Source organism: Curtobacterium sp. AG1037 (assembly GCF_003349855.1).
Lineage (GTDB): Bacteria > Actinomycetota > Actinomycetes > Actinomycetales > Microbacteriaceae > Curtobacterium > Curtobacterium citreum.
Genome location: NZ_QQAO01000011.1, coordinates 14240 through 36756 on the forward strand (window position 1 = coordinate 14240; position 22517 = coordinate 36756).

The window sequence follows — 22517 nt, forward strand, 5'->3', positions numbered from 1 at the left end:
TCGGGTCCCCGACGGCACCGTGACGAGGCGGTGCGGAAGCGATCTGGTTCTTCATGACGACGACGGTTCCATGGCCCGCGAACGGGGGACAGGGACCAAAGTCCGCCCGGGACTCAGGTCACTCCCGGTGATCGTGGTGCGGTCATCGACGAAGTGCACGCCGCGGCTCCGTGCCGCCGCGGCATGCACGCGCCGCCGCTCGTGGTCGCCGCTGAGCCGACCCGCCAACCGGACGACGTGGTCGCTCGCGGAGATCGTCACGTCGGCATGCGGCGCGGCTTCGCGGACAGCGCGCTCCACCCTGACCCGGAGGACGGCATCCGGCTCGGTCGGATCGCACTCGATCGGCCGCACCACGATCTGGTTCCGCACCGGGAGCAGGCCCCTGGCTTGTCCGACCGCCATCTCGTGGGCCGTCAGCCGATCGGTGTACGACCCGACATCACCGGTCAGGACGATCTGGTTGCCGCCGACGTCGACGGCGGCGTCGAGTGTGGAGGCATCCAGGGACCGTTCCGAGCGCCAGGAGCGGAGGATCAGGTCGCGGACTCCGAGGTCCACGACCGCGGGTGTCATCGTGCTCACTTGGTTCGTCGTGCTCATGCGGAGATGATCGCGCCCTGACGCGACCGGCGGCAGGGCACAACGTCCTGCCATGTCCACGCGGCGACCAGGCACGGTCTGGAGGCGCGGTGCGGGCCCGCAGCGCGCCTCCAGACCGGCCGTGGTGGCGTCAGACCGTCACCGGTCACGCCGTAGCACCCTCGATGTGGGTGCGGGTGACGCGCTTGCGGAAGCCCCAGTACGTCCAGGCCTGGTAGGCGAGCACGAGCGGGACGAAGACCAGCGCCACCCAGCTCATCACCGTGAGCGTGTACTGCCCGCTCGACGCGTTCCACACGGTCAGGCTGTTCGCCGGGTCGTTCGAGGCGGGCATGACGTCGGGGAAGATCGCCGTGAACATCGCCAGCACGACCGCGGCGATCGTGACCGCCATGAGGGTGAACGCGCGTCCCTCACGGCCCCAGGCGTTGCAGAGCACCGCGAGGACGAGGGCGAGGGCGGCCACCACCGAGAGCACGAGGCTCGCCGGCGTCGCTCGGACGAACGCCATCGCCACCAGGAACGCAGCGCCGACGACGATCGTGAGCACGCCCGCGCGGGTCGCGAGCCGCTTGGCCCGTTCGCGGATCTCGCCCTCGGTCTTCAGCGCGACGAACACGACGCCGTGCGTGAAGAAGACCAGGAGGGTGGCGAGCCCGGTGAGCAGGGCGAACGGGTTGAGCAGGTCGAACAGGGTGCCCGTGTAGTTGTGGCCGGCGTCCATCGGGATGCCGCGGACGACGTTGCCGAAGGCGACGCCCCAGAGGAACGACGGCACCGCGCTGCCGACGATGATCATCAGGTCGAAGCGGCGCTTCCACTCCGGGTGCCGGCGCTGGTGCCGGTACTCGAACGACACGCCGCGGGCGATGAGGGCCGCGAGGATGAGCAGGAGCGCCAGGTAGAACCCGGAGAACATCGTCGCGTACCACTCGGGGAACGCCGCGAACAGGCACGCTCCGGCGACGATGACCCAGGTCTCGTTGAGGTCCCAGACGGGGCCGATGGTGTTGATCAGCACGCGGCGGTCGGTGTCGTCCTTGCCGAGGAAGGGCAGGGACATCCCGACGCCGAAGTCGAAGCCGTCGAGCACGAAGTACCCGACGAAGGACACCCCGACGATCGCGAACCAGAGAACGGGCAGGTCCATCTCAGTACACCGTCGCGATCGTCTCAGGAGCGTCCTGCGCTGGGTCCTCGGGCGGGGTGAGCTCGTCGGCGCGTTGGGCGGCGCGGCGGAGCAGGCGGAACTCGACGACCGCCAGCGCGCCGTACAACAGGGTGAAGACGACGAGGGAGATGAGGACCTCGACCCCCGTCACGTTCGGGGACACACCAGCGCTCGTCTTCAGCAGCCCGAACACGAGCCACGGCTGGCGGCCCATCTCCGTGAAGATCCAGCCGACGGTCATGGCGGCCATCGGGAGCGGCGCCGACCAGACCGCAATCCGCCACACCCACCGGCGCTGCGGCACCCGTCCGCGGCGGAGCAGCACCAGACCAGCGATCGCGAGCAGGACGGAGACGGCTCCGAAGCCGATCATCCAGCGGAAGGCCCAGTAGGTGACCCAGATGGTGGGGGAGTAGTCGCCGGGTCCGTACACCTGCGTGTACTGCGCCTGGAGCTCGCGGATGCCCTCGACGGTGCCGTGCGTGGTGTGAGTCGACAGGAAGGACAGCAGGTACGGGATGCGGATCGAGAACAGCTCGTGGACTCCGTCCGGGGTGCCGAGCGTGAAGATCGAGAACGACGCGTCCTGGCCGGTGGCCGTGTTGTAGAGCGCCTCGGCTGCAGCCATCTTCATCGGCTGCGTGTCCACCATGACTAGGCCGAGCTGGTCGCCGGTGAGCAGCGTCACGGCCCCGGCGGTGACCATCGTCCAGAGGCCGAACTTGATCGCCGGGAGCATCGTCTCGAGGTGCTGGTTCCGGGCGAGGTGCCAGCCGGCGACCGCGATGACGACGGCCGCGGCGACCATGAACGATGCTGCGATCGTGTGCGGGAACGCTGCGAGTGCGACCTTGTTGGTGACGACCGCCCAGATGTCGGTCAACTCTGCTCGACCGCGGGACGCGTCGAGCCGGAAGCCGACCGGGTGCTGCATGAAGGCGTTCGCGGCGATGATGAAGTAGGCCGACAAGAGCGTCCCGAGTGCGGTGAGCCAGATGCTGGCGAGGTGCACGCCCTTGGGCAGGCGGTCCCACCCGAAGATCCAGATGCCGATGAACGCGGCCTCGAGGAAGAAGGCGAGGATGCCCTCGAGGGCGAGCGGGGCGCCGAAGACGTCACCGACGAACCGTGAGTAGTTCGACCAGTTCATGCCGAACTGGAACTCCTGCACGATGCCCGTGACGACACCCATCGCGAAGTTGATCAGGAAGATGCGTCCGAAGAACCGGGTCAGCTGCAGGTAGTGCGCGCGGCCGGTGCGGACCCAGGCGGTCTGGAACACCGCGACCACGAACACCATGCCGATGGTGATGGGGACGAAGAGGAAGTGGTAGATCGTCGTGAGGCCGAACTGCCACCGGGACAGCACCAGGGTGCTGAGCAAGTCGTTCATGCGGTCGACCCTGCTGCCCTCAACGCTTGGGCGCCAGGGACCTTCGTCCCGCGCACATCACTCACTCGGCTCACCGTCAGCGCAGCGCGGCGACTCCGATTCGGTCTGTCGCTGGGCGCGGTCGCGCGCTTCCCGCTTGAGGCGCTCCCACTCGGCCTCGGGAACGCGGTGATGATGGTCGTCTGCGTGCATGTGCTCCAACCTCGCTCACGATCGCCGAAGACCGCAGAGTCCAAGGTCCCGTCGTGCACGCGGGACCTTCGACCCTGCGCGCGGCACCCAGCGGCGCCGAGGATCGAGTGGTCCGCGACCGTTCGGCCACGGACGGGGAGCGAGGAAGACGCATGAGCGACATGACCACGACGATCACCAGAACGCCCACCGGATCGGAGGCAGCAGCATTCCGGCGCGGTTCCGGCAGATCGGTGGACGACCGGGTGCTCGATCAGCTGCACACGTGGTGGCGGACGGCGAACTACCTGTCCGTGGGCCAGATCTACCTGCTCGACAACCCGCTGCTCCGCCGCCCGCTCACTCGTGACGACGTCAAGCCGCGCCTCCTCGGACACTGGGGCACCACTCCAGGTCTCAACTTCGTGTACGCCCACCTCAACCGGGTCATCCAGGAGCGTGACCTCGACACGCTGTACGTCACGGGTCCGGGACACGGCGGCCCCGGCATGGTCGCCAACGCGTACCTGGACGGAACCTACAGCGAGGTCTACCCGGGGATCTCGCAGACCGAGGACGGCGTCCGGAAGCTCTTCCGGCAGTTCTCCTTCCCCGGCGGCATCCCCTCCCACGCAGCACCGGAGACCCCGGGCTCGATCCACGAGGGCGGAGAACTCGGCTACGCACTGTCCCACGCGTACGGCGCCGCCTTCGACAATCCCGGGCTGCTCGTCGCCGCGGTCGTCGGCGACGGCGAGGCCGAGACCGGGCCGCTCGCCACGAGCTGGCACTCCAACAAGTTCATGGACCCCCTGCACGACGGGGTCGTCCTGCCGATCCTGCACCTCAACGGGTACAAGATCGCCAACCCCACGGTCCTCGCCCGCATCCCGGAGGACGAGCTCCTCGCCCTGATGCGCGGCTACGGCCACACGCCGTACGTCGTCTCCGGCGGCTTCGACGGCGAGGACCCCCGCGCCGTGCACGCCCGCATGGCCGCGACGCTCGACCGGGTCCTCGACCACATCGCCGACATCAAGGAACAGGCCGGCGCGGGCACGCTCGACGGTCGACCGGCCTGGCCGATGATCATCCTCCGGACGCCGAAGGGCTGGACGTGCCCGCCGGAGATCGACGGCAAGCCAGCCGAGGGCAACTGGCGCGCCCACCAGGTGCCGCTCGCGAACGCCCGCGACACCGAGGAGCACCTCCACGTGCTCGAGGGCTGGCTCCGTTCCTACCGTCCCGAGGAGCTGTTCGATGATGCGGGCGCGCCCGTGGCGCTCGCGACCGCACTCGCACCCGAGGGGGACCGCAGGATGAGCGCGAACCCGGTCGCGAACGGCGGCCTGCTCAAGCGGGACCTCGTGCTCCCCGACTTCCGCGACCACGCGGTCGAGGTGCCCACGCACGGCGGCTCGGTCAACGAGTCCACGCGGGTGCTCGGCGAGTGGCTGGCCGAGGTCGTGCGCCTGAACCCGGACAGCTTCCGGATCTTCGGCCCGGACGAGACAGCGTCGAACCGCCTGAGTGCCGTGCTCGAGGTCACCGACAAGCAGTGGGACGCCGAGTACCTCCCGTCGGACGAGCACCTCGCCCGAGCCGGGCGCGTCATGGAGATGCTCAGCGAGCACCAGTGCCAGGGCTGGCTCGAGGGGTACCTGCTGACGGGGCGGCACGGCCTCTTCACCAGCTACGAAGCGTTCATCCACATCGTCGACTCGATGCTCAACCAACACGCCAAGTGGCTGAAGGTCAGCAAGACGATCCCGTGGCGTCGCCCGATCGCCTCCCTCAACTACCTGCTCTCGTCGCACGTCTGGCGGCAGGACCACAACGGGCTCTCGCACCAGGACCCCGGGTTCATCGACCACGTCGTCAACAAGAAGCCCGACGTGGTCCGCGTCTACCTGCCCTTCGACGCGAACACGCTGCTCTCGACCTACGACCACTGCCTGCGCTCCGTCGACTACGTCAACGTCGTCGTCGCCGGCAAACAGCCCACGTTCAACTGGTTGTCGATGGACGAAGCCATCGCCCACATGACCCGCGGGCTCGGGATCTTCGAGTGGGCGGGCAACGAGCTTCCCGGCGAGGAACCCGACGTGGTGCTCGCCTGCGCCGGGGACGTGCCGACGCTCGAGACCTTGGCGGCCGTGTCGATCCTGCAGGACGAGGTACCGGACCTGCGCGTCCGCGTCGTGAACGTCGTCGACCTGATGCGCCTGGTGTCCGAGGGGGAGCACCCGCACGGGCTGTCCGATGCGGAGTACGACGCGGTCTTCACCACCGACAAGCCCGTCGTCTTCGCTTACCACGGGTACCCCTGGCTCATCCACCGGTTGACCTACCGCCGTCACGGCCACGCGAACCTGCACGTGCGCGGCTACAAGGAGGAGGGCACGACCACGACGCCGTTCGACATGGTGATGCTCAACGACATGGACCGGTTCCACCTCGTGATCGACGTGCTCGATCGCGTCCCCGGTCTCGGGTCCCGCTACGCCGGACTCCGCCAACGGATGCAGGACGCCCGGGTCGCTGCGAGGGCCTACACGCGGGCCCACGGCGAAGACGCGCCGGACGTCGCCGACTGGACGTGGACCGACGGTGACACCGCGACGCACGACGCCACGTCGGTGCGCTCCGCCAACGTCGGCGTCGGCGCGGCCGCCGCCGCGTCCGCCGCTACGGGTGGGGACAACGAATGACCATCCACCAGCACAACGAGGAGACAACGACCATGAAGGCAGCCCGATACCACGACCGCGGTGACATCCGCATCGAGGACGTCCCGGCACCGGAAGCCACCCCGGGCACCGTGCTCATCGATGTCGCCTGGTGCGGCATCTGCGGTACCGACCTGCACGAGTACCTCGACGGACCGATCTTCGTCCCGCCGGCCGGACATCCGCACCCGATCTCGGGGGAGGCCGCTCCCGTCACGCTCGGCCACGAGATGTCCGGCACGGTCGCGGCCCTCGGCGAGGGCGTCACCGACCTCGCCGTCGGGGACCACGTGGTGGTCGAGCCGTACATCATCCGCGATGACGTCCCGTCCGACCCGGGCACCGAGTACCAGCTCTCGCCGGACATGAACTTCATCGGGCTCGCCGGCCGCGGTGGAGGCCTGTCAGAGCGCATCGCGGTCGAGCGCCGATGGGTGCACCCGGTGGGAGACCTTCCGCTCGACGAAGCGGCCCTCATCGAACCGCTGTCCGTCGGACATCACGCCTTCGTGCGCAGCGGGGCCGGGGCCGGGGACGTCGCGCTCGTCGGCGGTGGCGGCCCGATCGGTCTGCTCACCGCAGCCATCTGCAAGGCGGCGGGCCTGACGGTCGTGCTCAGCGAGGTCAGCTCCGCTCGCAAGGCCATGGCGCTCCGGACCGGCGTCGCCGACCACGTGCTCGACCCGACCCAGGTCGACGTACCGTCTGAAGTCCGTGCCCTGACTGGCGGTCGCGGGGCCGACGTCGGATTCGAGTGCGCCGGGGTCGACGTCGTGCTCGACACCCTCCTCGACGCAGTGCGTCCAGGCGCAGCGATCGTGAACGTCTCGATCTGGGGCCACCGGCCCGTCGTCGACCTCGAGAAGCTCGTCGTCAAGGAGATCGACCTCCGCGGCACCATCGCGTACGCGAACGACCACGCTGCGACGATCGAACTCGTACGGTCCGGCAAACTCGACCTCGCACCGTTCATAACCGGTCGGATCGCGCTTGACGACCTCATCGAGCAGGGCTTCGACCAGCTGATCCACCACAACGAGGACCACGTCAAGATCCTCGTGCGCCCCTGACTCCCACCAAGGACCAGAGGAGGGGCCCGCCGGTCGATGACCGGCGGGCCCCTCCTCGTCCGCCCTCCCGCGAAGCAGCCAGCCGGGACCAACGACGAACCCGCTCGTGGACTACCACATCGTCTACGCGCTCGCGCTGATCGTGGTCGCCGTGCTCTCGGCCGGGGACACGTGGGGGCTCGGTGTCTGGTGGAAGCGACTCCCCGCTGTTCGCAAGGCGCCGTGGCTCATCTGAGCCGAACGGACGCAGGGACAGAGCCCGAGGACGAGAGATCCTGTCCTCGGGCTCTGTCGTGTCACCGTGCGTCGGGTTTGCGTATCCCGTGGTCGGCGCCGTACAGCGCGGCCTGTGTCCGGCGCTCGAGTCCCAGTTTGGCGAGCAGCCCGGACACGTAGTTCTTCACGGTCTTCTCAGCGAGATCGAGCCGTTCGCCGATCTGGCGGTTCGTCAACCCGACGGCGATGAGTTCGAGCACCTGCCGTTCCCGGAGCGTGAGGTCCGGCAGGTCGTCCTCCGGCCGCCTGATGATGCGTTCGACCGCCTGCGCCACCGGGACGGCCGGGAGGAGACTGCGACCTGCCGCGACCTGCCGGATGTCCTCGACCAGGGTCTGCCCGCGGATGTCCTTCACGACGTACCCGGACGCGCCGGCGAGCAGCGCTGCTTGCATCGCCGACTCGTCGTCGTACGCGGTCAGCATCAGGCACGCGATCTCCGGGTGCGCGGACCGCACCGAGCGGCACGCGTCGACGCCGCTGCCGTCCGGGAGGCGGACGTCGAGCACGACGACGTCCGGCCGGGTCGCCGCCACTCGGCCAGATGTGTCGCGTACGGTGCCGGCTTCTCCCACGACCTGGAGGTCGGGTTGGGCGTCGATGAGGTCCGCGACGCCGCGTCGCACGATCTCGTGGTCGTCGACGAGGAACACCTTGATCATCGTGGTTCCTTCCGTTCGGTTCGTCCGAGGGGTGCGGCCCAGACGACGGTGGTGCCGCCGTCGGCCCCGGGGCCGAGCTCGTAGCGTCCGCCGCGCATCGTCGCGCGGGCGGCCAGGTTGGCGGTACCGCTCCGACGCTCGCTCGACCCGGGACCAGGGCCGTCGTCCTCGACGACCACCTGCACGGCGTCGTCGGAGACGGCGACCTCGACCCGGCATTCCGCGCCCGGGGCGTGTCGCGCGACGTTGGCGACGGACTCCCGAACCGCGGCGACGACGTCGTGGGCGAGCGCCCCCGTAACGTCGATGTCGACCGGACCGCTGAAGGTGATGCGAGGCGGGCGGGAGAGTGCTGGGCGGAGCTCTGTGACGACGTCCAGCAGCCGTTCCCGGGTGCTCCGTGCGGCTGGGCGGTCGGAGCTGCCGAGCGTGAAGACCGCTGTGCGGACCTCAGCGATCGCCGCGTCGATGGCGCTGACCTGCTCCTCGAGGTGGTCGCGGAGGTCCTCCGGGACGCGCAGGGCGGTCGCCTGCAGTGCCAGTCCGGATCCGAACAGCCGTTGGATGACGTGGTCGTGCAGGTCCCTGGCGATCCTGCTGCGGTCCTCGGCGAGTTCCAGGCGCCGTCGGTCTCGACGGCCCCGCGCCACTGCGAGTGCGACGCTGGTCTGCCGGCCGAACTCGCCCGCCATGCCCAGTTCGGCGTCGGCGAACACCGGGCCGCCCGGCCCGCGGGCGACGACGAGCGCGCCGAGTGCGTCGCCGGCCACCCGGAGCGGGATCGCGATCGTCGGCCCGAGCGGGGGCGTCCACTCGACCCCGGCGACCGCGGTTCCGGTCGTGTCCGCGACGACGGCACCCGTGTCGATGGCACGCCCGGCGAGCGATCCGGCGGCGGGGTACCGGCGGTCGCGGACCGGGTCCGCGACAGGACCGACCGCGATCGCCACCTGCAGGTACTCGGCGTCGGCGTCGGGCAGGACGATGGTGACCAGGTGCGCGTCGACGAACGCGAGGACCCGGTCGGCGATGATCGTGAGGACGTCCTCGATGGACTCGTCCGCGACGAGCGCCGAACTGACGTCGGCCGTCGCGGTCGCCCACCGTTCGCGCAGCTGGCTCTCTTCGAACAGACGCGCGTTGTCGATAGCCACGCCTGCGGTCGCGCCGAGCGCCTCGACGAGCTCCTGATCCTCCTGCGTGAAGTGCCCGCGACGCGGGTTCGTCAGGTAGAGGTTGCCGTAGACCTTGTCGCGCACCCGCAGCGGCACCCCGAGGAACCCCTCCATCGGCGGGTGACCCGCCGGGAACCCAGCGGAGCGCGGGTCCTCACCGAGGTGCTCCAACCGGACGGGGCGCGCGTCCTGCATGACGGCCCCGAGCACACCCTTGCCTCGGGGGAGGTGTCCGATGCGCCGGACGTGCTCCTCGTCCATCCCGACGTGGATTAACCGTTCGAGTTCCTCGCCGTCCGGTGCGATCACGCCGAGCGCGCCGTACTCCGCGTCGACGAGTTCCAGGGCCGCGGCCACGACCGCGTGCAACGTGTCCTCGAGGGCCAGGTGCTCGACGATCCGCCGGTTCGCGGCGAGGAGGTTCCGCAATCTGCCCTGCGTGCGGAGCACCGCCTGCGCACGGTCGACCAGTTCATCGATGGTGCGCTCGAGTGCGGAACGCGGAGCATCCGGGAATGCGAGCGGTTCGACCATGAGGTCCCTTCGGGTGTGGAAGTTCCGATCCTAGGACGGCTGATCGAACGGAGTCCGCGGTCCCTGACCGCGGTGCGGGCGCTCGACCGGACCGGGGCGCTCGATCCGCTTCGGGTCCGGATCAGGCGCCCCGCGGTGAGCAATGTAGAGGAGCGCTGGAGTCAGCGGTAGGACCAAGGTCCCACGACCTCGTCGCCCCCGGGACGCCCGGTACAGTCATCGCTCCAGGAGTTCACGTCGCCGCTGCGGCACCACCGCCACGGGCGCGCGTCCCTGCGTGATGAGGCCGTGCGCGGTGGAACCGGTGAACAGGCCGCCGATGGTGGTGCGGTGCCGGCGTCCGAGGACCACCAGCGAGGCGAACGGCGCGTGCGCCAGGAGTCGCTCGACGGGGTCCCCTTCCTCGAGTAAGGGGCGGTGGCGCAACCCGGGGTACCGCATGTGCAGGAGTCGCTCGCTGTCGGCGAGGACGGCACGGTTGTGCTCCTCGTACAGCTGCGGGTCCTCGAGCACGCTCAACGCGCCCGTCGCTGTGGCCACCGGGAGCTTCCACGCCCGGAGCGCGCCGAGGCGGTGGCGGCTCCGCAGCGCCTCTTCGGCGGCGAACCGCAGAGCTGCGTCCCCCGTCGACGTGTCGACTCCGAGGAGGACGTCACCGTCGACCGGGACCCAGTCCTCGGGAACGACAACGACCGGGAGGTCGGCGACCGTCGGGATGCGTTCCGGCATCCAACCGTCGAGCGCCGTCCGCAGTCGGTGTTGGCGGCGGTTACCGATCACGAGGAGGTCCGCGTCGGCGGCGACTTCGAGCAACGTGCGGTCGGGTGCCCCGAACCGCACCAGGGTCTCGACGCCCACGTGACTCCTGTCAGGGAGCCGCGCCGCTGCTGCTTCCACCAGCGCTCGATCGGCGCGGGGATCCGTTGACCATCCGTTCGTGACGGTGACGACGTCGACACGGCTGCCGGACGGAAGATCCCGTTCGATCACCCAGTCGATCGTGCGCAGACTCGCCTCGTGCTCGTCGATGCCGACCACGACGTGTTGCGGAACGGGAGCCGCAGCGTCTCGCATGTCAATGCACCTCCGCCGGCGAGGGTACGGCTGAGGCCGTCGCCGGCACTGCGGCGGCCGGCTGGGGGACGATGCAGACCGGCGAGTGGGCGCGGTGCATCAGCGCTTCACCGACCGAACCTCCGAGGAACGCCCCGATGGCGGTCCGGTGTCGTCGCCCGGTGACGATGAGCGAGGCATCGGCCCCGGCTTCCTCCAGGAGTGCGGCCGCGGTCTGGCCGTGTCGACGAGCCGCGCGGACGACGAGGTCTGGGTGGCGGTCCGCCACGGCACGGCTCGCGGCCTGGAGCTCGAGCGTGCTCTCGTGCTCCCACAGCTCCCGGTCGTCCGCGAGGTAGATGTTCGCGTACGGGGAGATCGTCAGCGGGATGTCCCAGGCCCGGACGAGGACGAGTTCGCTGCCACGGACAGCAGCCTGGTCCGCGGCGAACGCGAGCGCGGCCGAGGCGGTCCGACCGTCGACGCCGACCACGACCGGGCCCGCACCGTGGTGCCAGTGCTCGGGGACGGCGATGACGGGCACGGTGGTACGTGCCACGACGCGTTCAGCGATCCGGCCGCCGAGCGTCGCGAGCACGACGTGCGCCTGACGGGCACCGAGCACGAGGACGTCGCTGTCCTCGGAGTCCAGCAGCAGTCGCTCCACCGTCGGCCCCTCCGGCACGGACTGCTCGACCATCAGCCCAGGGTGACGCCGACGCAACCGCGTCTCTGCCTGTTCGAGCCGCTGCTCGGTCCGCAGCACCGTCTCGGAGTAGAGCTCGCTGACCGTGAGGAGCCGAACGCGGTCTCCTGGGCGGAGGTTCTCGTCGATCCATTCGATGGTCCGCGAGCCGGCGTCGGTGTCGTCGACCGCGACGGTGTAGCTGGTCATGGTTGCTCCTCGGCAGGTTCTTCCGGTCTGTGCCCGGCTGGCGACCGCGGTGGTCGCCTGCCACGACGGTAGGTCGACCACAGCGAGCCGTGGAGGGTCGAACGTCCTACCGGTGTTGGCAGGCTTCTCCATTCCGAGACGGTTGCCGGGTCGGTCCGGGCGCACCGGGACCTTCGACACTGTTCCCGCGGCGGATGGACCCGCAGCCTCGTAGCGGAGGGGGTACCGACCGCCTCCGGGAAGGGGTCAGCGATGACCAGACGATTCGTCGTCGGGTGGGATGGGTCGTCCGCGGCTCGCGGCGCACTCGCGTGGGCACTGGATCGCGTTGAAGGCGGGCCGAACCGCCTCATCGTCGTCCACGCTGTCCCAGCGGACTCTGCCGCGCCGTCCCTGTCGACCGCCGACTTCTCCGTGCGGGCGGCCGTCAACGCCGTCATCGACACCGACCACGCCGTTCGGGTGGACGTCGAGGTGCACCGTGGGCACCCGACCGCGGTGCTGCTCGCTTCGGTGGACGCAGACTCCGTCCTCGTCGTGGGCCGGGACGGGGTGCCGGCAGCGCGTGGCTCGCGGCCCTCGCTCGCGGACCGCCTCGTAGGCGCGGCCCCCTGCACGGTCGTGGTCGTTCCGCTCGCGCCCGGGGCACGTCGGGACGGGATCGTCGTCGCGGTGGATCCGGGCGCTTCGTCGCGTCCTTCGCTGCGCTTCGCGGTTCAGGAGGCGCGGCGCACGAGACAGTCGATCGTGGCCGTCAGCGCATGGTCACCCCGACACGGCAATGGTGCCGAGGACCCGGGCGGCGTCGAGCGGACCCGTCGGTTGCGCATGCTGGAGGAACAGGTGGAGGACGCTCTCGCCGAGGCGCCGGACGTGGACGTCGTCCGGCGACTCGTTGCGGGTCCGCCGGCGCGGCGCATCGTGGAATCCGCCGAGGCCGCGTCATTGCTCGTCATCGGAGCGGGACACCGGCGCGCGAGGGCCGGAACAGTGACCGAGCAGGTCGTCCGCGCGTCCCGCACGCCTGTCGCGGTCGTCCGGTGAATCGGTCGTCGACCGGGCTGACGGGCTCTGCCGCCGTCCGGATCCGCGGGCTCGAGAAACGCTACGGGCGTGTCCGAGCAGTCGATGGCCTCGACCTGGACGTCGCCGCGGGGGAGGTGCACGGGTTCCTCGGGCCGAACGGCGCGGGCAAGACCAGCACCATGCGGATCCTCCTCGGTCTCAGTAAGGCGACGCGCGGGGACGTCCGAGTGCTCGGTGGCGATCCGTGGAGCGACGCGGTGTCGCTCCACCGCCGGATGGCGGCCGTTTCCGGGGACGCGGCTCTGTGGCCCGGGCTGACCGGGGGCGAAACGATCGACCTCCTGACTTCGTTGCGCGGCGGCGCGGTGCGATCCCGTCCCGTCCGAGCGAAGCGGGCCGCGCTGCTCGAGGATTTCGCACTCGACCCCACGAAACGCGTCCGTGCGTACTCGCGAGGCAACCGCCAGAAGGTTCTCCTCGTCGCCGCACTGCTCCTCCCGGCGGAGCTCTACCTGTTCGACGAGCCGACGACGGGACTCGACCCCCTGATGCAGGAGGTGTTCGCGCGACACGTCCGAGCGTCGCACGACGTTGGAGCGACCGTGCTCCTGTCGTCCCACGTCCTGAGCGAAGCACAGGCGCTCTGCACGACCGTTTCGATCGTCCGCGCCGGTCGGGTGGTCGAGACGGGCTCGATGGCGGAGCTGCGACGGCGCACGCGGACCACTGTCTCCTTCGACGCCGCAGGATCGATCCGCGAGGTGCGCGCCGCCCTGCCCGAAGCGCGCGATCTCTCCGTGACGGGCGCCCGGTTCTCCTGCAGCGTCGCGGAGTCGGACGTCGTGGCCGCTCTCCCCCGGCTCGCGGCACTCGACATCACCGGTCTCGTCATCGCTCCGCCGTCCCTGGAGGAGTTGTTCCTGCACCAGTACGAGACCGAGTCGGTCTCGGCGGCAACCGCATGGAGCACGTCATGATCCTGCTGCTGGTCCGGTCACGCCTCCGGGCAGACCTGTGGCAGCTCGTCGGCTGGGTCCTGGGGCTCGCGGTCACGACGTCGCTGGTCACCGTCCAGGTCGCCGCGACGTTCCCCACCGGAGCCGCTCGTGCGGCCACGCTCCGCGTACTCCTCGCCACGCCCGTCGTCCTGGTGTTCAGAGGGACACCTGACGGCGCCTCTGCTGGGGCGTTCTTGACCGCCCTCAGCCTGTCGTTCGTCGCTTTCCTGGTCGGGATGATGAACGTCTTCCTCGTCACCCGGCACAGTCGCGCGGCCGAGGAGAGTGGTCTCGGGGACACTCTGAGCTCCACCGCGACGGCCCGGACCGGACCAGTCGTGAGTGTGCTGTTGTTCGTGGTGGCCTGGAACGCCATCGCCGGTGTCGCGGTTGCATCGGGCAACGCCCTCACAGCGGAGCCTCCGGGCGGATCGATGCTGTTCGGTGCAGCGTGCGCGGGCACCGGGGTGGGTACGGCCGGAGTCGTCCTGCTCCTCGCACAGTTCTTCCCGTCTGGACGCGCCACCAACGCCACGGGAGCCATCGTCTTGGTGGCGTGGTACTTCATCCGGGGCATCGGGGATGCAACCGGCACCGCAGACATGCGCACGCTGGTCCTGCGACCGTCGTGGGTCAGCTGGGCGAGTCCGATCGGTTGGGCGCAGGCGACCCGGCCGTTCGGCGAGCAGTCGCTCTGGCCCCTCGTCCTCGGACCCACGCTCTTCGTCGCGGCCGGCGTGGGTGCCGTCGTCACGGCGGGCCGTCGAGATGTCGGGTCGGCGACCATCGGCCACCGACCGGGACGAGCGGATGCCCGCCTGTGGCTGCGGGGAGCGTTCGGCCTGGCTGTCCGCCTCGACCGGGCGGTCCTGGTCACGTGGACGATCGCGATCCTCGCCTTCAGTGCGCTCGTCGGTTCACTGTCGGGTGTGGTCACCGACCAGCTCACTTCCGTATCTCCGGCGGTCACGAGGACGATCACGGCCATGGGCGGCGGAGCGCAGGACGTGTCGGAGTCGTTCGTCCGACTGGGTGCAGAGACCATCGGAGTCCTGGTCTCGGCCATGTGCGTGCAGGGAGCGCTCCGACTGCGGCGGGAGGAGGCCAGCGCGCGAGCAGATCTCCTGATCGTCAGCGGTGCCAGCCGCACGGCGTGGTTCTTCGCGTTCGCTGCACTCCCCGGCGCGGTCGCTGCTGTGGTGCTTTTGCTGTCCGGACTGGTCGCGGCCGTCGCCGCGGGGGAGGTCGGCGGCACGTCGGCGCCTTGGGCGACAGCGCCGCTCGGCCAACTGCCGGCGGTGCTCGTCATGCTCGCCGTGTCCGCGTTCGTCCTCGCGATCGTGCCGCGCACGAGCGTGGCGCTCGCCTGGTCGCTCTACGCTGCCGCGGCCTTCGTCGGCGAGTACGGCAGCATCGCCGGCTTGCCGGAGTCGCTGCGCCGACTGAGCCCGTTCGAGCACGCCGTGGATCCCTTTCACACGGGGCCGAGCGTGGCCGCTGCCGTCGCGATCACGGCCGGCGCGCTCGTCGTCGTCGGGATCTCGGCGCTCGCTATGCGGTTCAGGGACACGGGGTCAGACCATTGACGAGCACGCCGAGCGCAAGGAAGCGGACGACCGAGGAACGAGAAAGGAACCGACGATGCTGAAGCAGGTGCGTTGGAGCGTCGCGATCGACGAGACCGCGGCGGGCTGGAACACGCTCCAGTGGATCGCGCACAACGTCGCGGATGGTGACGTAGTACGGCTGGTGACCATCCACGAGCGGTTCGGTGAGGCAGCGGAGCGTTCAACGGGTCGGCTGACGATCGCACGGCATCTGCTCACCGAGCGGCATCCCGATCTCAGGATCGAGCAGGAAGTCATGAACGGCCCGACACTGGGTCGACTCGTTGGGGAGACCGGCGAATCGGACATCCTGGTGATCGGCGGACGCCGCAGCGACCGGGTCTGGGCGTCCGTCACCGGTCGTGTCGCGGAACGAGTCATGGCCGGGGTGAAAGGCCCGGTGGTGGTCGTACCCGAACGGTGGCAGCCCACTCCCGCTCCTTCCGTCGTGGTCGGTGTCGAAGCCCAGACGGCCACGAGCGCACTCGAGTTCGCCTCGGAGAGAGTTGGGCAACGCGGCGGCGACCTCGTCCTCGTCCGAGCCTGGGAACCACCGACGAGCGTGTCGCCGATCGGTCGGGTGTACCTCGCGCGGGACGCGCCACGCTGGGAGCACGAGGGACAACTCGAACTGGACGCTGCCATCCGCAGGGTGAGCCGAGAACTCCCTGACCTGCGCGTGCGCGCGGAGCTCCGTCAGGGGCGCCCGGCAGCAGTCCTGCAGCGCAGCGGAGAAGCCGCGGCACTCATCGTCATCGGACGACGCCACCGGTCGGCCGTCGCCGGCAGTCTCTTCGGGTCCGTAGGAGAACACCTCGTGCACGACGGCCGCGTCCCCGTGTGCGTGGTGCCCCAGCAGCTCGATAGGCCCTCCGCGGACCTGTGACACCGGCGACACCGCCCACGAACGGCCAGTCTCCGCGCATACCTCCCCTGTACCGATCAACGGTTCAAGGATGGAGACGATATGTTGCAGGCAGGTACGCTCGTGGTAGCTCTTCAGGATCACGGCGGTGTGAGCCGGTCGTTCGTCCGTAGCGGCGAGCAGGGCGTGGTCACGCAGGGCGGGTGGTGGCCGGTGCAGGTGCGGTGGCAAGGGCGGTCCTGCAGTCAGCCTGCCTACGTCGACGAGATCGCCTGACAGGCAGCGCGGCGTCGTCACTGCGCTGAGGATGCGCGGGTCCCGAGCGCCCGCTCCCACACGCGGCGGGTACGGCGCGCGGTCGGGGTGTCCTCGCCCAGTCCGTCGCAGAACGCGCGGACCCAGCTCAAGGCGTCCTGCCGAGGCACTCGGAACTCGTTGCCCACGTAGTAGGCGGAGTCCGGCAGCGGCACGACGTTGATGATGTAGTACAGCGACCGGCGCGGCACACCGATCTCATCCGCGATCCAGCCCAGGCCGACGGAGGAACGGTCGGGGTGGCGGTGGCAGGGGAACGGTCGGCGGCGGGTGGTGCGACGCTCTTCCACGAACTGGCGGGCATCGTCGATGGGGATCTGGATCGAGTTGCCGATGCGGCGGGCAGAGTCGGGGAGGGCACCCTCGGAGCTGAGCACCCACACGCGTCGCTGGGTCACGTTCAGCTGCGCGGCGATCCACGCGAGGTCCACGGTCTCGACGTCGTCCGGGAAGGGTTCGATGCCGTACCCGTAGAACCGGCGCTTGTCGGATCGGCGTTCCTCGATGAACGGCTCGGCGCTGGTGAGGGGGATGCGCAGTTTCCCGGTTTCGTCCCGGTAGGTGCCGGCGGGCAGTTTGCCCTTCGAGGACCAGGCGTAGGCGCTCCCCATCGCGACACCGACGGCGCCGGCGAGCTCGCGGAGGGTCATGGTCTCGGTCACCGGGACGTTCTTCGTGCTGGTGGTCATCTGGGGCTCCTGGTGCTAAGGGCCGACCTGTTGACGACCTCATCCACGTGTATGCGGCGAAACCAGGACGAGCTGTGGGTGCCGGTCGTCGTCAGTCGGTCAGCGGGGCCGGCTTCCCCGCCGACTTCACGTCCGGAAGTCGGAGCTAACCGCAGGGGCATGCCGATCGGCGGGGTTCCAGGGCACTAGTCTCGTCCCTTCCGGCCGGAGGGTAAGAGCTATGGATAGGGATCTATATGTATGGGGGAGGTGGGAGGGGAGATGTATCCCTCTTCTTCTTCAGATCTATATCTGTGTTCAAGAAGTTAAGAAGAAGAAAGAAGGCCCTACTTCCGCAGCAGGCTGCGGAACTGGCTGACTTGCCAGACCGCTCAACCCGTTGAGCGTCAGCCGTGATCTTCGCAAGCCAGGGGCTGGATCAACTCGGGTTTCGCCGCATCGTGTTGAGCATGGCCAGCACGACCCACTTCTCTCGGTTCACCTCAGGACTCTCGCGCTGCCCGGGAGCCGAGCTGGAAACCGAACCCATGGACCTCACGACCGCGGTTGGAGTCCCGGTGACCACGATGATCATCAGCTGCGGCAGAGACTGCGCGGTCGTGGACGATGCGACGACCGCATTGCAGTGGATGTTCCCGGGCGCGACCACTCGGGCAGACTTCGCCTCCCGGACTGCCGAGGCCGCTCAGGCCGCGGAGCGAGCGCACTACGAACAGGTCCGGTGGTGCGTCGCTGCCCACAGGATGTCCGCTTCGCAGCACCGGCTCTACGCAGCACCGAAGGACACCCACTTCGACGGGCCGCTTCCGTTGCGGTGGCTCGGAGTCCCGCCGCTGTACCTGACGGGAACGCAGCTCGGCGAGCGACCGCTCCCGAGCGGTCTCACTGAGCGGGTGTGCGGAGCGCCCGATGCGTGCTTGCGGCTGCTCGCTGACGCAGGCGTCATCGAGTTGTGGTGAATCGACGTGGGTTGCCCTGGTCCGCGCATAGGTGCCCCGAGGACGACATCCGTCATGGACGGGGATCCGGAACGGAGAAGCCACGTTGACCGAGGTACACCCCGAAAGGACGATCGAGCACTGGGGCGGTGTTCTCGTCACGCTGGACGGCGCGTCGGGCACTGAATGGCGCGAGTTGCCGTGGTCCCTCCTGCGCGAGGCGCTCCGTGCGCACGCGCTCGGTCCGGGCGGGGAACTGCTCGTCATCGAGTGCCGCGACACCGATGCCGAAGACGCCGCGGTACGCGGGCGAGCGCAGGTGCTCTCCCTCGGTGCCGGGTACGGCGTCATCGTGGAACTCCGGGACGACACCAAGGACGTGTCGTTGTACGAGCGCATCGCACTGCGCGACGAGCCTCGGGATGTCCTCCGACTGACGCTCTCTCCGACCTGGACCGCCGTCGTGCGCCAGGCCGAGATCCTCTCGCCGTGGCAAGCTGCCTCTGTCCTCGGGTGGATGATGCCCTGCGACGTTCCCCTGCTCGACGACTACTGGACGTCAGAGCAGGCTCTCGACTTCTGGCAGGACGTCCGAGCGGGCCGTCGCCGCTCACCGGTGTGATGCCGCACGACATCGTCTCGTCGCCAGTTCGTGGCACGTTTCTTGGCACGAATCTGTACGCATCGCCGTTCATCTCCGTTGATGTCGGTTCCATTCGGAAGCCCGCACCGGCGCGGATCTCGGGCCAGATGCCAGCCACGACGGGCAGGCCGTTCGACGGCACATTTCCCTGACACGAAAGAGGTCACTGGTTCGATCCCAGTATCGCCCACCACATGGAAACCCCCGCTTCGGCGGGGGTTTTCGCGTTTCCTGCAGCGCAACCGGTGGATCCCCTGAACGGCGGAGGGCTGCACCGATCTGCGTGCCGTCAACGGGCGTGCACCGCGATGCGCCCGCGGTCTCCCACGACCGCGTGTTCGACCACGAGTCGAACGGTCTCGTCCACGGACTGCGACGCCGTGTCGATCCACCAACCCTGGTCCCGGAACCCGTCCCGCATCGAGCGGTCGAGCGCCTCGTGCCCGTCGAACTCGAAACGGTCCGCCGATGGCCGCGCGGCGTTCCGGGCTCTGCAGGTCGCTCCGCCGGGCGCCAGGACCACGAGGAAGGTCGGGACCTGCGGCAGCACGCCGACGAGGTGGTCGAGGTGGTGCGCGTCGGGCAGGACGCAGTCGACGACCGTGTCGAAGCCGGCGGTCACGAAGTTCGTGGTCAGCGCGCCGATGTTCCGGTGACACAACGCCACCTGCCGTGCGGCCTCGTCCTCGGGGTGTCCCAGCGGCCACACCGCGCCGGACCTGATCATCCGGCCGACATTGTCCGCGGCGACACGAGCCGCGCGTGGCAGCGCACCGGCGAGGCCTCGGCTGACGGTCGACTTGCCCGCTCCGGGCATGCCGGTGATGATCCAGGTCCGCGGTCCACGCTCGACTGCCATGCGCTGAGTCTGCCGCGCCGTGACGTCGTCCGCGCCGACGTCGTTCGTGCTCGTTCGTCAGCCGACACGTCGACCGGCAGCGGCGCCGACCATCCCGGACACCTCCGTCCCGTTCCCGTCGGGTCACCACAGGGACACCCGCTGTCCATCCGCGTCGGCCGGTGTCGCCCCGAACGCGGCGACGACCACCTCCGCCTGACGCTCCGTCGGGACGACCGCAGTCACCAGGGACCCGGACACGGAGAACCTCCGGACATCCGGATCCGCTGCGGCGACTCGAGTTGCCGTCTCGACGGTCGTCTCCGACACCGGTGACGAGCCGGTGACGGATACGTACGTCGTCCACGTCTTCGCTGTCCCGACGTACACCGACGACGGGTCGTCGCCGTCCAGGTGCGCGCGCAGCCAGGCCGCTGCTGCGGGAAGGGACGACGGAGTCCGCACGCGGACGGTCGTGGAAGCCCCCTGCTGGGCGACCGTCACGTCCGGGAGCGCGGCCGCCGCGGTCACCAACCGGAAGCCCCGTTCGTCCACCGTCAGCGGCGCCGCGGACGGCGCTGGTGTCGCACCGGACGGGTTCGCCAGGTCGAGCTCCCACGCGGCGAGGTCGTGCCCGGCGGGCGCCCTGACGGTCGCCGTCGATGGTCCGAGCGCCGCCCGCACCGAGCGGACCTGCTCGAGCGTGAACCCGGCACGGACACGAACGGTGAAGTCCGCCGACCACGCGGCCGTCTCGAGGTACTCCCGGGACACGCAGTGCGAGTCGTCCGGCTGCCAGTACCGCGCGGTGACCACCACCACCCCCGGCAACGCTTCGAGACGCTTCACCGTCGGCGCGTACTCCGCGGTGACCGACGGACCCGGCTCGAGCGGTGAGCACCACGAACCGGCACCGCAGCCGGTGAGCGCGGTCGCGGCCGCAGCCCCCACGACTGCAGCCGCGACCCACCGGATTCCCCTCACCACCCCACTGTGCCGAGGACCGCACGCCGACACATCAGCCCACAGGACGAACTGTGTCCTGCGACGTAGCCGGGTGGTCAGTTGGCGACCACCGGTGCGGTGGATCGATGGACCTGGGCCGACTCTTCCGGCGGGGGAACCACGACCCTGCACCAGCCGACGACGCGACCGACCGGCTCCGAGCAGCGCTCGCCCGGCTCGTCGCCCGCATCCCTGGCGACACGATGCTGCACCCGCCGGCGACCGAAGCCGCACTCACGCACGCGGAGACGCACCTCGGCAGGGAACTGCCGGCGGACGTCCGCGCGCTGTACCTGCTGCACGACGGACAACACCAGTACACGGCAGCGGATCCGCGCTTCGCCGCCGGCCTGTTCGCCGGGGCGCCGCTGCTGCCGGTACAGGACCTGCTCCTGAACTGGGACAACTGGGCGGGGTTCGAGTCCCGGGAGGACATGGACGAGTTCGCGTCCTCGGACCCCGACGGGTTCGTGCAGGCGAAGTACTCCGTCCGCGGGTGGATCCCGCTCACCCACGACGGCAGCGGCAGCCACATCGGCGTGGACCTCGATCCCGGCCCAGCCGGCACCGTCGGACAGGTCATCACCTTCGGGTCGGACGACGAGGGGCACCACGTGCTCGCGCCGACCCTGGCGTCGTACCTCGAGCAGGTGTCCGACCTCGTCGAGTCCGGTGACCTCATCCCGTCTGCGGACGAGGACGACCCGGACTGGACGTCCAGCCGCCCGCTGTCGCAGCTGTTCCACCCGACCGGGCGTCCAGCCGCCTGACCGGCGATCGCGCCGGACCGCCGCCGTGCTGTGGCAACATGCGTCCATGCGGATCTGGCCGAGGCGTGCTGCACGGACACCGCCGCACGAGGTGATCGACGTCCACCCGGGCGTGCCGCCGCTCAGTGCGTGGGGCCGCAACGGCATCGTCGGCACGATCGGGTCCGGTCCGGCCGCCGGGGCGACCGTGGTCGCGCACCCGCACTGGAACGAGCGCGGTGCCCTGGACTACTACGAACTGGAGGTCTGGGACCGGACGGGACCCGTGTTCGACGAGGACGGCCGCTTCGTCATGGAGGACTGGGGGCCCGATGATCGGGTGCCCGGTACGGAGGGGGGTCTCGTCGACGCGCTGACCCGTGAGGTCGACGTCACGTGGTGGACCGACCAGGAACGCCTCGACGCGTTCTGGTCGACGCACTGGGACCGCCGCTGAACCGTCCGTCGCCGATCGCCAGCACGGTGCGGACGGACACCGGGGCCCTGGTCAGACCGGCCGGTAGATCGCGATCGGGGGAGCCGACGGGTCGCCGTCGTCGTGCGCGTCGCCGGTGGCGAGCCAGACCCGGTCCTCGTGCTCGATCGTCGTCGGCAGGTCGCCGTGCACGAGGATGCGGATCGCGGGGGCTTCGCCGTCGATCAGGTCGACGCCGTGGGCCTCGGTGCCGCCGGGGTTGTCGTGCACGTAGCTCATGGGCCCAGTGAACCCGTCCGGGGCTGGGAACACCTCGCCCTGGCCGCCCGGTCCCTCGCAGCGTTCGGGTCACCGCGATGGACCGGGCAGCGGGGCGGGTGACCCCGGTGTCCGAGGACGGCCGTCCTCGGCACCGAGGAGTCATCCGGAGACCGGCGGGTACCGGATTGGTCCGACGTGCCGGAGCAAGCGACGCGCCCGGTGGAGCACACGATCCGCGTGCCCAGCCGATGTCGGGGTAGAGTGTTCGAGTACGCGGATGTGGCGCAGTGGTAGCGCATCACCTTGCCAAGGTGAGGGTCGCGAGTTCGAATCTCGTCATCCGCTCGGAACACGCGAAGCAGCACGGTCAGCATCGCGACACGAAGGCCCCGGTCAGTCGATCGGGGCCTTCGTC

Annotated in this window: 22 protein-coding genes and 1 tRNA gene; 12 read left to right on the forward strand and 11 right to left on the reverse strand. The window is 69.8% G+C overall.

Annotation, left to right across the window (positions count from 1 at the left end):
* Positions 1 to 51: 51 nt before the first annotated feature.
* From DEU32_RS14225 to DEU32_RS14235, 3 genes are all read right to left on the reverse strand, one after another.
* A complete protein-coding gene (locus DEU32_RS14225) occupies positions 52 to 657 on the reverse strand; it encodes a BON domain-containing protein (protein WP_258554888.1) in 606 nt (201 codons plus the stop codon).
* 91 nt (positions 658 to 748) lie between these two features.
* Entirely contained in the window at positions 749 to 1753 is a 1005-nt protein-coding gene (cydB, locus tag DEU32_RS14230; RefSeq protein ID WP_114851134.1) for a cytochrome d ubiquinol oxidase subunit II, read from the reverse strand.
* 1 nt (position 1754) lies between these two features.
* Positions 1755 to 3167 carry a cytochrome ubiquinol oxidase subunit I gene (locus DEU32_RS14235; protein ID WP_114851135.1) on the reverse strand — a complete coding sequence of 471 codons (1413 nt, stop codon included), beginning with the start codon at positions 3165 to 3167 and terminating at the stop codon, positions 1755 to 1757.
* A gap of 353 nt (positions 3168 to 3520) precedes the next feature.
* Here DEU32_RS14235 and DEU32_RS14240 point away from each other — a divergent pair, with 353 nt between their 5' ends.
* The 3 genes from DEU32_RS14240 to DEU32_RS17585 all read left to right on the forward strand — a co-directional run bounded on the left by DEU32_RS14240 (position 3521) and on the right by DEU32_RS17585 (position 7372).
* Complete coding sequence (locus tag DEU32_RS14240; RefSeq protein WP_114851212.1) at positions 3521 to 6049, forward strand: phosphoketolase; 2529 nt, start codon at positions 3521 to 3523, stop codon at positions 6047 to 6049.
* Between the two features lie 32 nt (positions 6050 to 6081).
* Positions 6082 to 7137 (forward strand): 2,3-butanediol dehydrogenase, encoded by a 1056-nt coding sequence (locus DEU32_RS14245; protein ID WP_114851213.1) that lies wholly within the window; start codon positions 6082 to 6084, stop codon positions 7135 to 7137.
* A 106-nt stretch (positions 7138 to 7243) separates the two neighbouring features.
* On the forward strand, positions 7244 to 7372 hold the full coding sequence (locus DEU32_RS17585; protein ID WP_257222116.1) for a hypothetical protein: 129 nt from the start codon (positions 7244 to 7246) through the stop codon (positions 7370 to 7372).
* A gap of 61 nt (positions 7373 to 7433) precedes the next feature.
* Here DEU32_RS17585 and DEU32_RS14255 read toward each other — a convergent pair whose 3' ends face one another.
* The 4 genes from DEU32_RS14255 to DEU32_RS14270 all read right to left on the reverse strand — a co-directional run bounded on the left by DEU32_RS14255 (position 7434) and on the right by DEU32_RS14270 (position 11732).
* On the reverse strand, positions 7434 to 8075 hold the full coding sequence (locus DEU32_RS14255) for a response regulator transcription factor (RefSeq protein ID WP_114851136.1): 642 nt from the start codon (positions 8073 to 8075) through the stop codon (positions 7434 to 7436).
* Positions 8072 to 9784 carry a GAF domain-containing protein gene (locus DEU32_RS14260; protein ID WP_114851137.1) on the reverse strand — a complete coding sequence of 571 codons (1713 nt, stop codon included), beginning with the start codon at positions 9782 to 9784 and terminating at the stop codon, positions 8072 to 8074. Before DEU32_RS14260 ends, DEU32_RS14255 begins: the two co-directional genes overlap by 4 nt.
* 216 nt (positions 9785 to 10000) lie before the next feature.
* Positions 10001 to 10858 carry a universal stress protein gene (locus DEU32_RS14265; RefSeq protein WP_114851138.1) on the reverse strand — a complete coding sequence of 286 codons (858 nt, stop codon included), beginning with the start codon at positions 10856 to 10858 and terminating at the stop codon, positions 10001 to 10003.
* 1 nt (position 10859) lies between these two features.
* Positions 10860 to 11732: a universal stress protein gene (locus DEU32_RS14270; RefSeq protein ID WP_167510069.1), complete on the reverse strand. Its 873-nt coding sequence runs from the start codon at positions 11730 to 11732 to the stop codon at positions 10860 to 10862.
* Between the two features lie 252 nt (positions 11733 to 11984).
* On the opposite strand from DEU32_RS14270, the gene DEU32_RS14275 reads away from it, so the two are divergent.
* The 4 genes from DEU32_RS14275 to DEU32_RS14290 are packed head-to-tail and all read left to right on the forward strand — an operon-like array spanning position 11985 to position 16249.
* Positions 11985 to 12776 (forward strand): universal stress protein, encoded by a 792-nt coding sequence (locus DEU32_RS14275; protein ID WP_114851140.1) that lies wholly within the window; start codon positions 11985 to 11987, stop codon positions 12774 to 12776.
* On the forward strand, positions 12773 to 13735 hold the full coding sequence (locus DEU32_RS14280; RefSeq protein ID WP_229666698.1) for an ABC transporter ATP-binding protein: 963 nt from the start codon (positions 12773 to 12775) through the stop codon (positions 13733 to 13735). Before DEU32_RS14275 ends, DEU32_RS14280 begins: the two co-directional genes overlap by 4 nt.
* The gene (locus DEU32_RS14285; protein ID WP_147281486.1) at positions 13732 to 15342 is read left to right on the forward strand and encodes an ABC transporter permease; all 1611 of its coding nucleotides are present in this window, start codon (positions 13732 to 13734) and stop codon (positions 15340 to 15342) included. The genes DEU32_RS14280 and DEU32_RS14285 overlap by 4 nt, the downstream gene beginning before the upstream one ends.
* A gap of 55 nt (positions 15343 to 15397) precedes the next feature.
* Positions 15398 to 16249, forward strand: coding sequence for a universal stress protein (locus DEU32_RS14290; RefSeq protein ID WP_114851142.1), 852 nt, complete (start codon positions 15398 to 15400; stop codon positions 16247 to 16249).
* Between the two features lie 272 nt (positions 16250 to 16521).
* On the opposite strand, the gene DEU32_RS14295 is transcribed toward DEU32_RS14290, so the two are convergent.
* Positions 16522 to 17232: a hypothetical protein gene (locus tag DEU32_RS14295; protein ID WP_114851143.1), complete on the reverse strand. Its 711-nt coding sequence runs from the start codon at positions 17230 to 17232 to the stop codon at positions 16522 to 16524.
* A gap of 392 nt (positions 17233 to 17624) precedes the next feature.
* On the opposite strand from DEU32_RS14295, the gene DEU32_RS14300 reads away from it, so the two are divergent.
* Positions 17625 to 18191 (forward strand): hypothetical protein, encoded by a 567-nt coding sequence (locus DEU32_RS14300; RefSeq protein ID WP_114851144.1) that lies wholly within the window; start codon positions 17625 to 17627, stop codon positions 18189 to 18191.
* 175 nt (positions 18192 to 18366) lie between these two features.
* Positions 18367 to 18792, forward strand: coding sequence for a hypothetical protein (locus DEU32_RS14305; RefSeq protein WP_141861499.1), 426 nt, complete (start codon positions 18367 to 18369; stop codon positions 18790 to 18792).
* A 310-nt stretch (positions 18793 to 19102) separates the two neighbouring features.
* On the opposite strand, the gene DEU32_RS14315 is transcribed toward DEU32_RS14305, so the two are convergent.
* Together DEU32_RS14315 and DEU32_RS14320 are read right to left on the reverse strand one after the other, a co-directional pair.
* Positions 19103 to 19672, reverse strand: a complete 570-nt coding sequence (locus DEU32_RS14315; protein ID WP_114851146.1) for an AAA family ATPase — start codon at positions 19670 to 19672, stop codon at positions 19103 to 19105.
* 123 nt (positions 19673 to 19795) lie between these two features.
* Positions 19796 to 20635, reverse strand: coding sequence for a hypothetical protein (locus tag DEU32_RS14320; protein WP_147281487.1), 840 nt, complete (start codon positions 20633 to 20635; stop codon positions 19796 to 19798).
* A gap of 107 nt (positions 20636 to 20742) precedes the next feature.
* Between DEU32_RS14320 and DEU32_RS14325 the strand changes: the two genes are divergently transcribed.
* Complete coding sequence (locus DEU32_RS14325) at positions 20743 to 21426, forward strand: SMI1/KNR4 family protein (RefSeq protein WP_114851148.1); 684 nt, start codon at positions 20743 to 20745, stop codon at positions 21424 to 21426.
* 46 nt (positions 21427 to 21472) lie between these two features.
* A complete protein-coding gene (locus DEU32_RS14330) occupies positions 21473 to 21862 on the forward strand; it encodes a hypothetical protein (protein WP_141861507.1) in 390 nt (129 codons plus the stop codon).
* Between the two features lie 51 nt (positions 21863 to 21913).
* Here DEU32_RS14330 and DEU32_RS14335 read toward each other — a convergent pair whose 3' ends face one another.
* The gene (locus tag DEU32_RS14335) at positions 21914 to 22120 is read right to left on the reverse strand and encodes a hypothetical protein (RefSeq protein ID WP_114851150.1); all 207 of its coding nucleotides are present in this window, start codon (positions 22118 to 22120) and stop codon (positions 21914 to 21916) included.
* 255 nt (positions 22121 to 22375) lie between these two features.
* On the opposite strand from DEU32_RS14335, the gene DEU32_RS14340 reads away from it, so the two are divergent.
* Positions 22376 to 22447, forward strand: a tRNA-Gly gene (locus DEU32_RS14340).
* Positions 22448 to 22517: the final 70 nt, after the last annotated feature.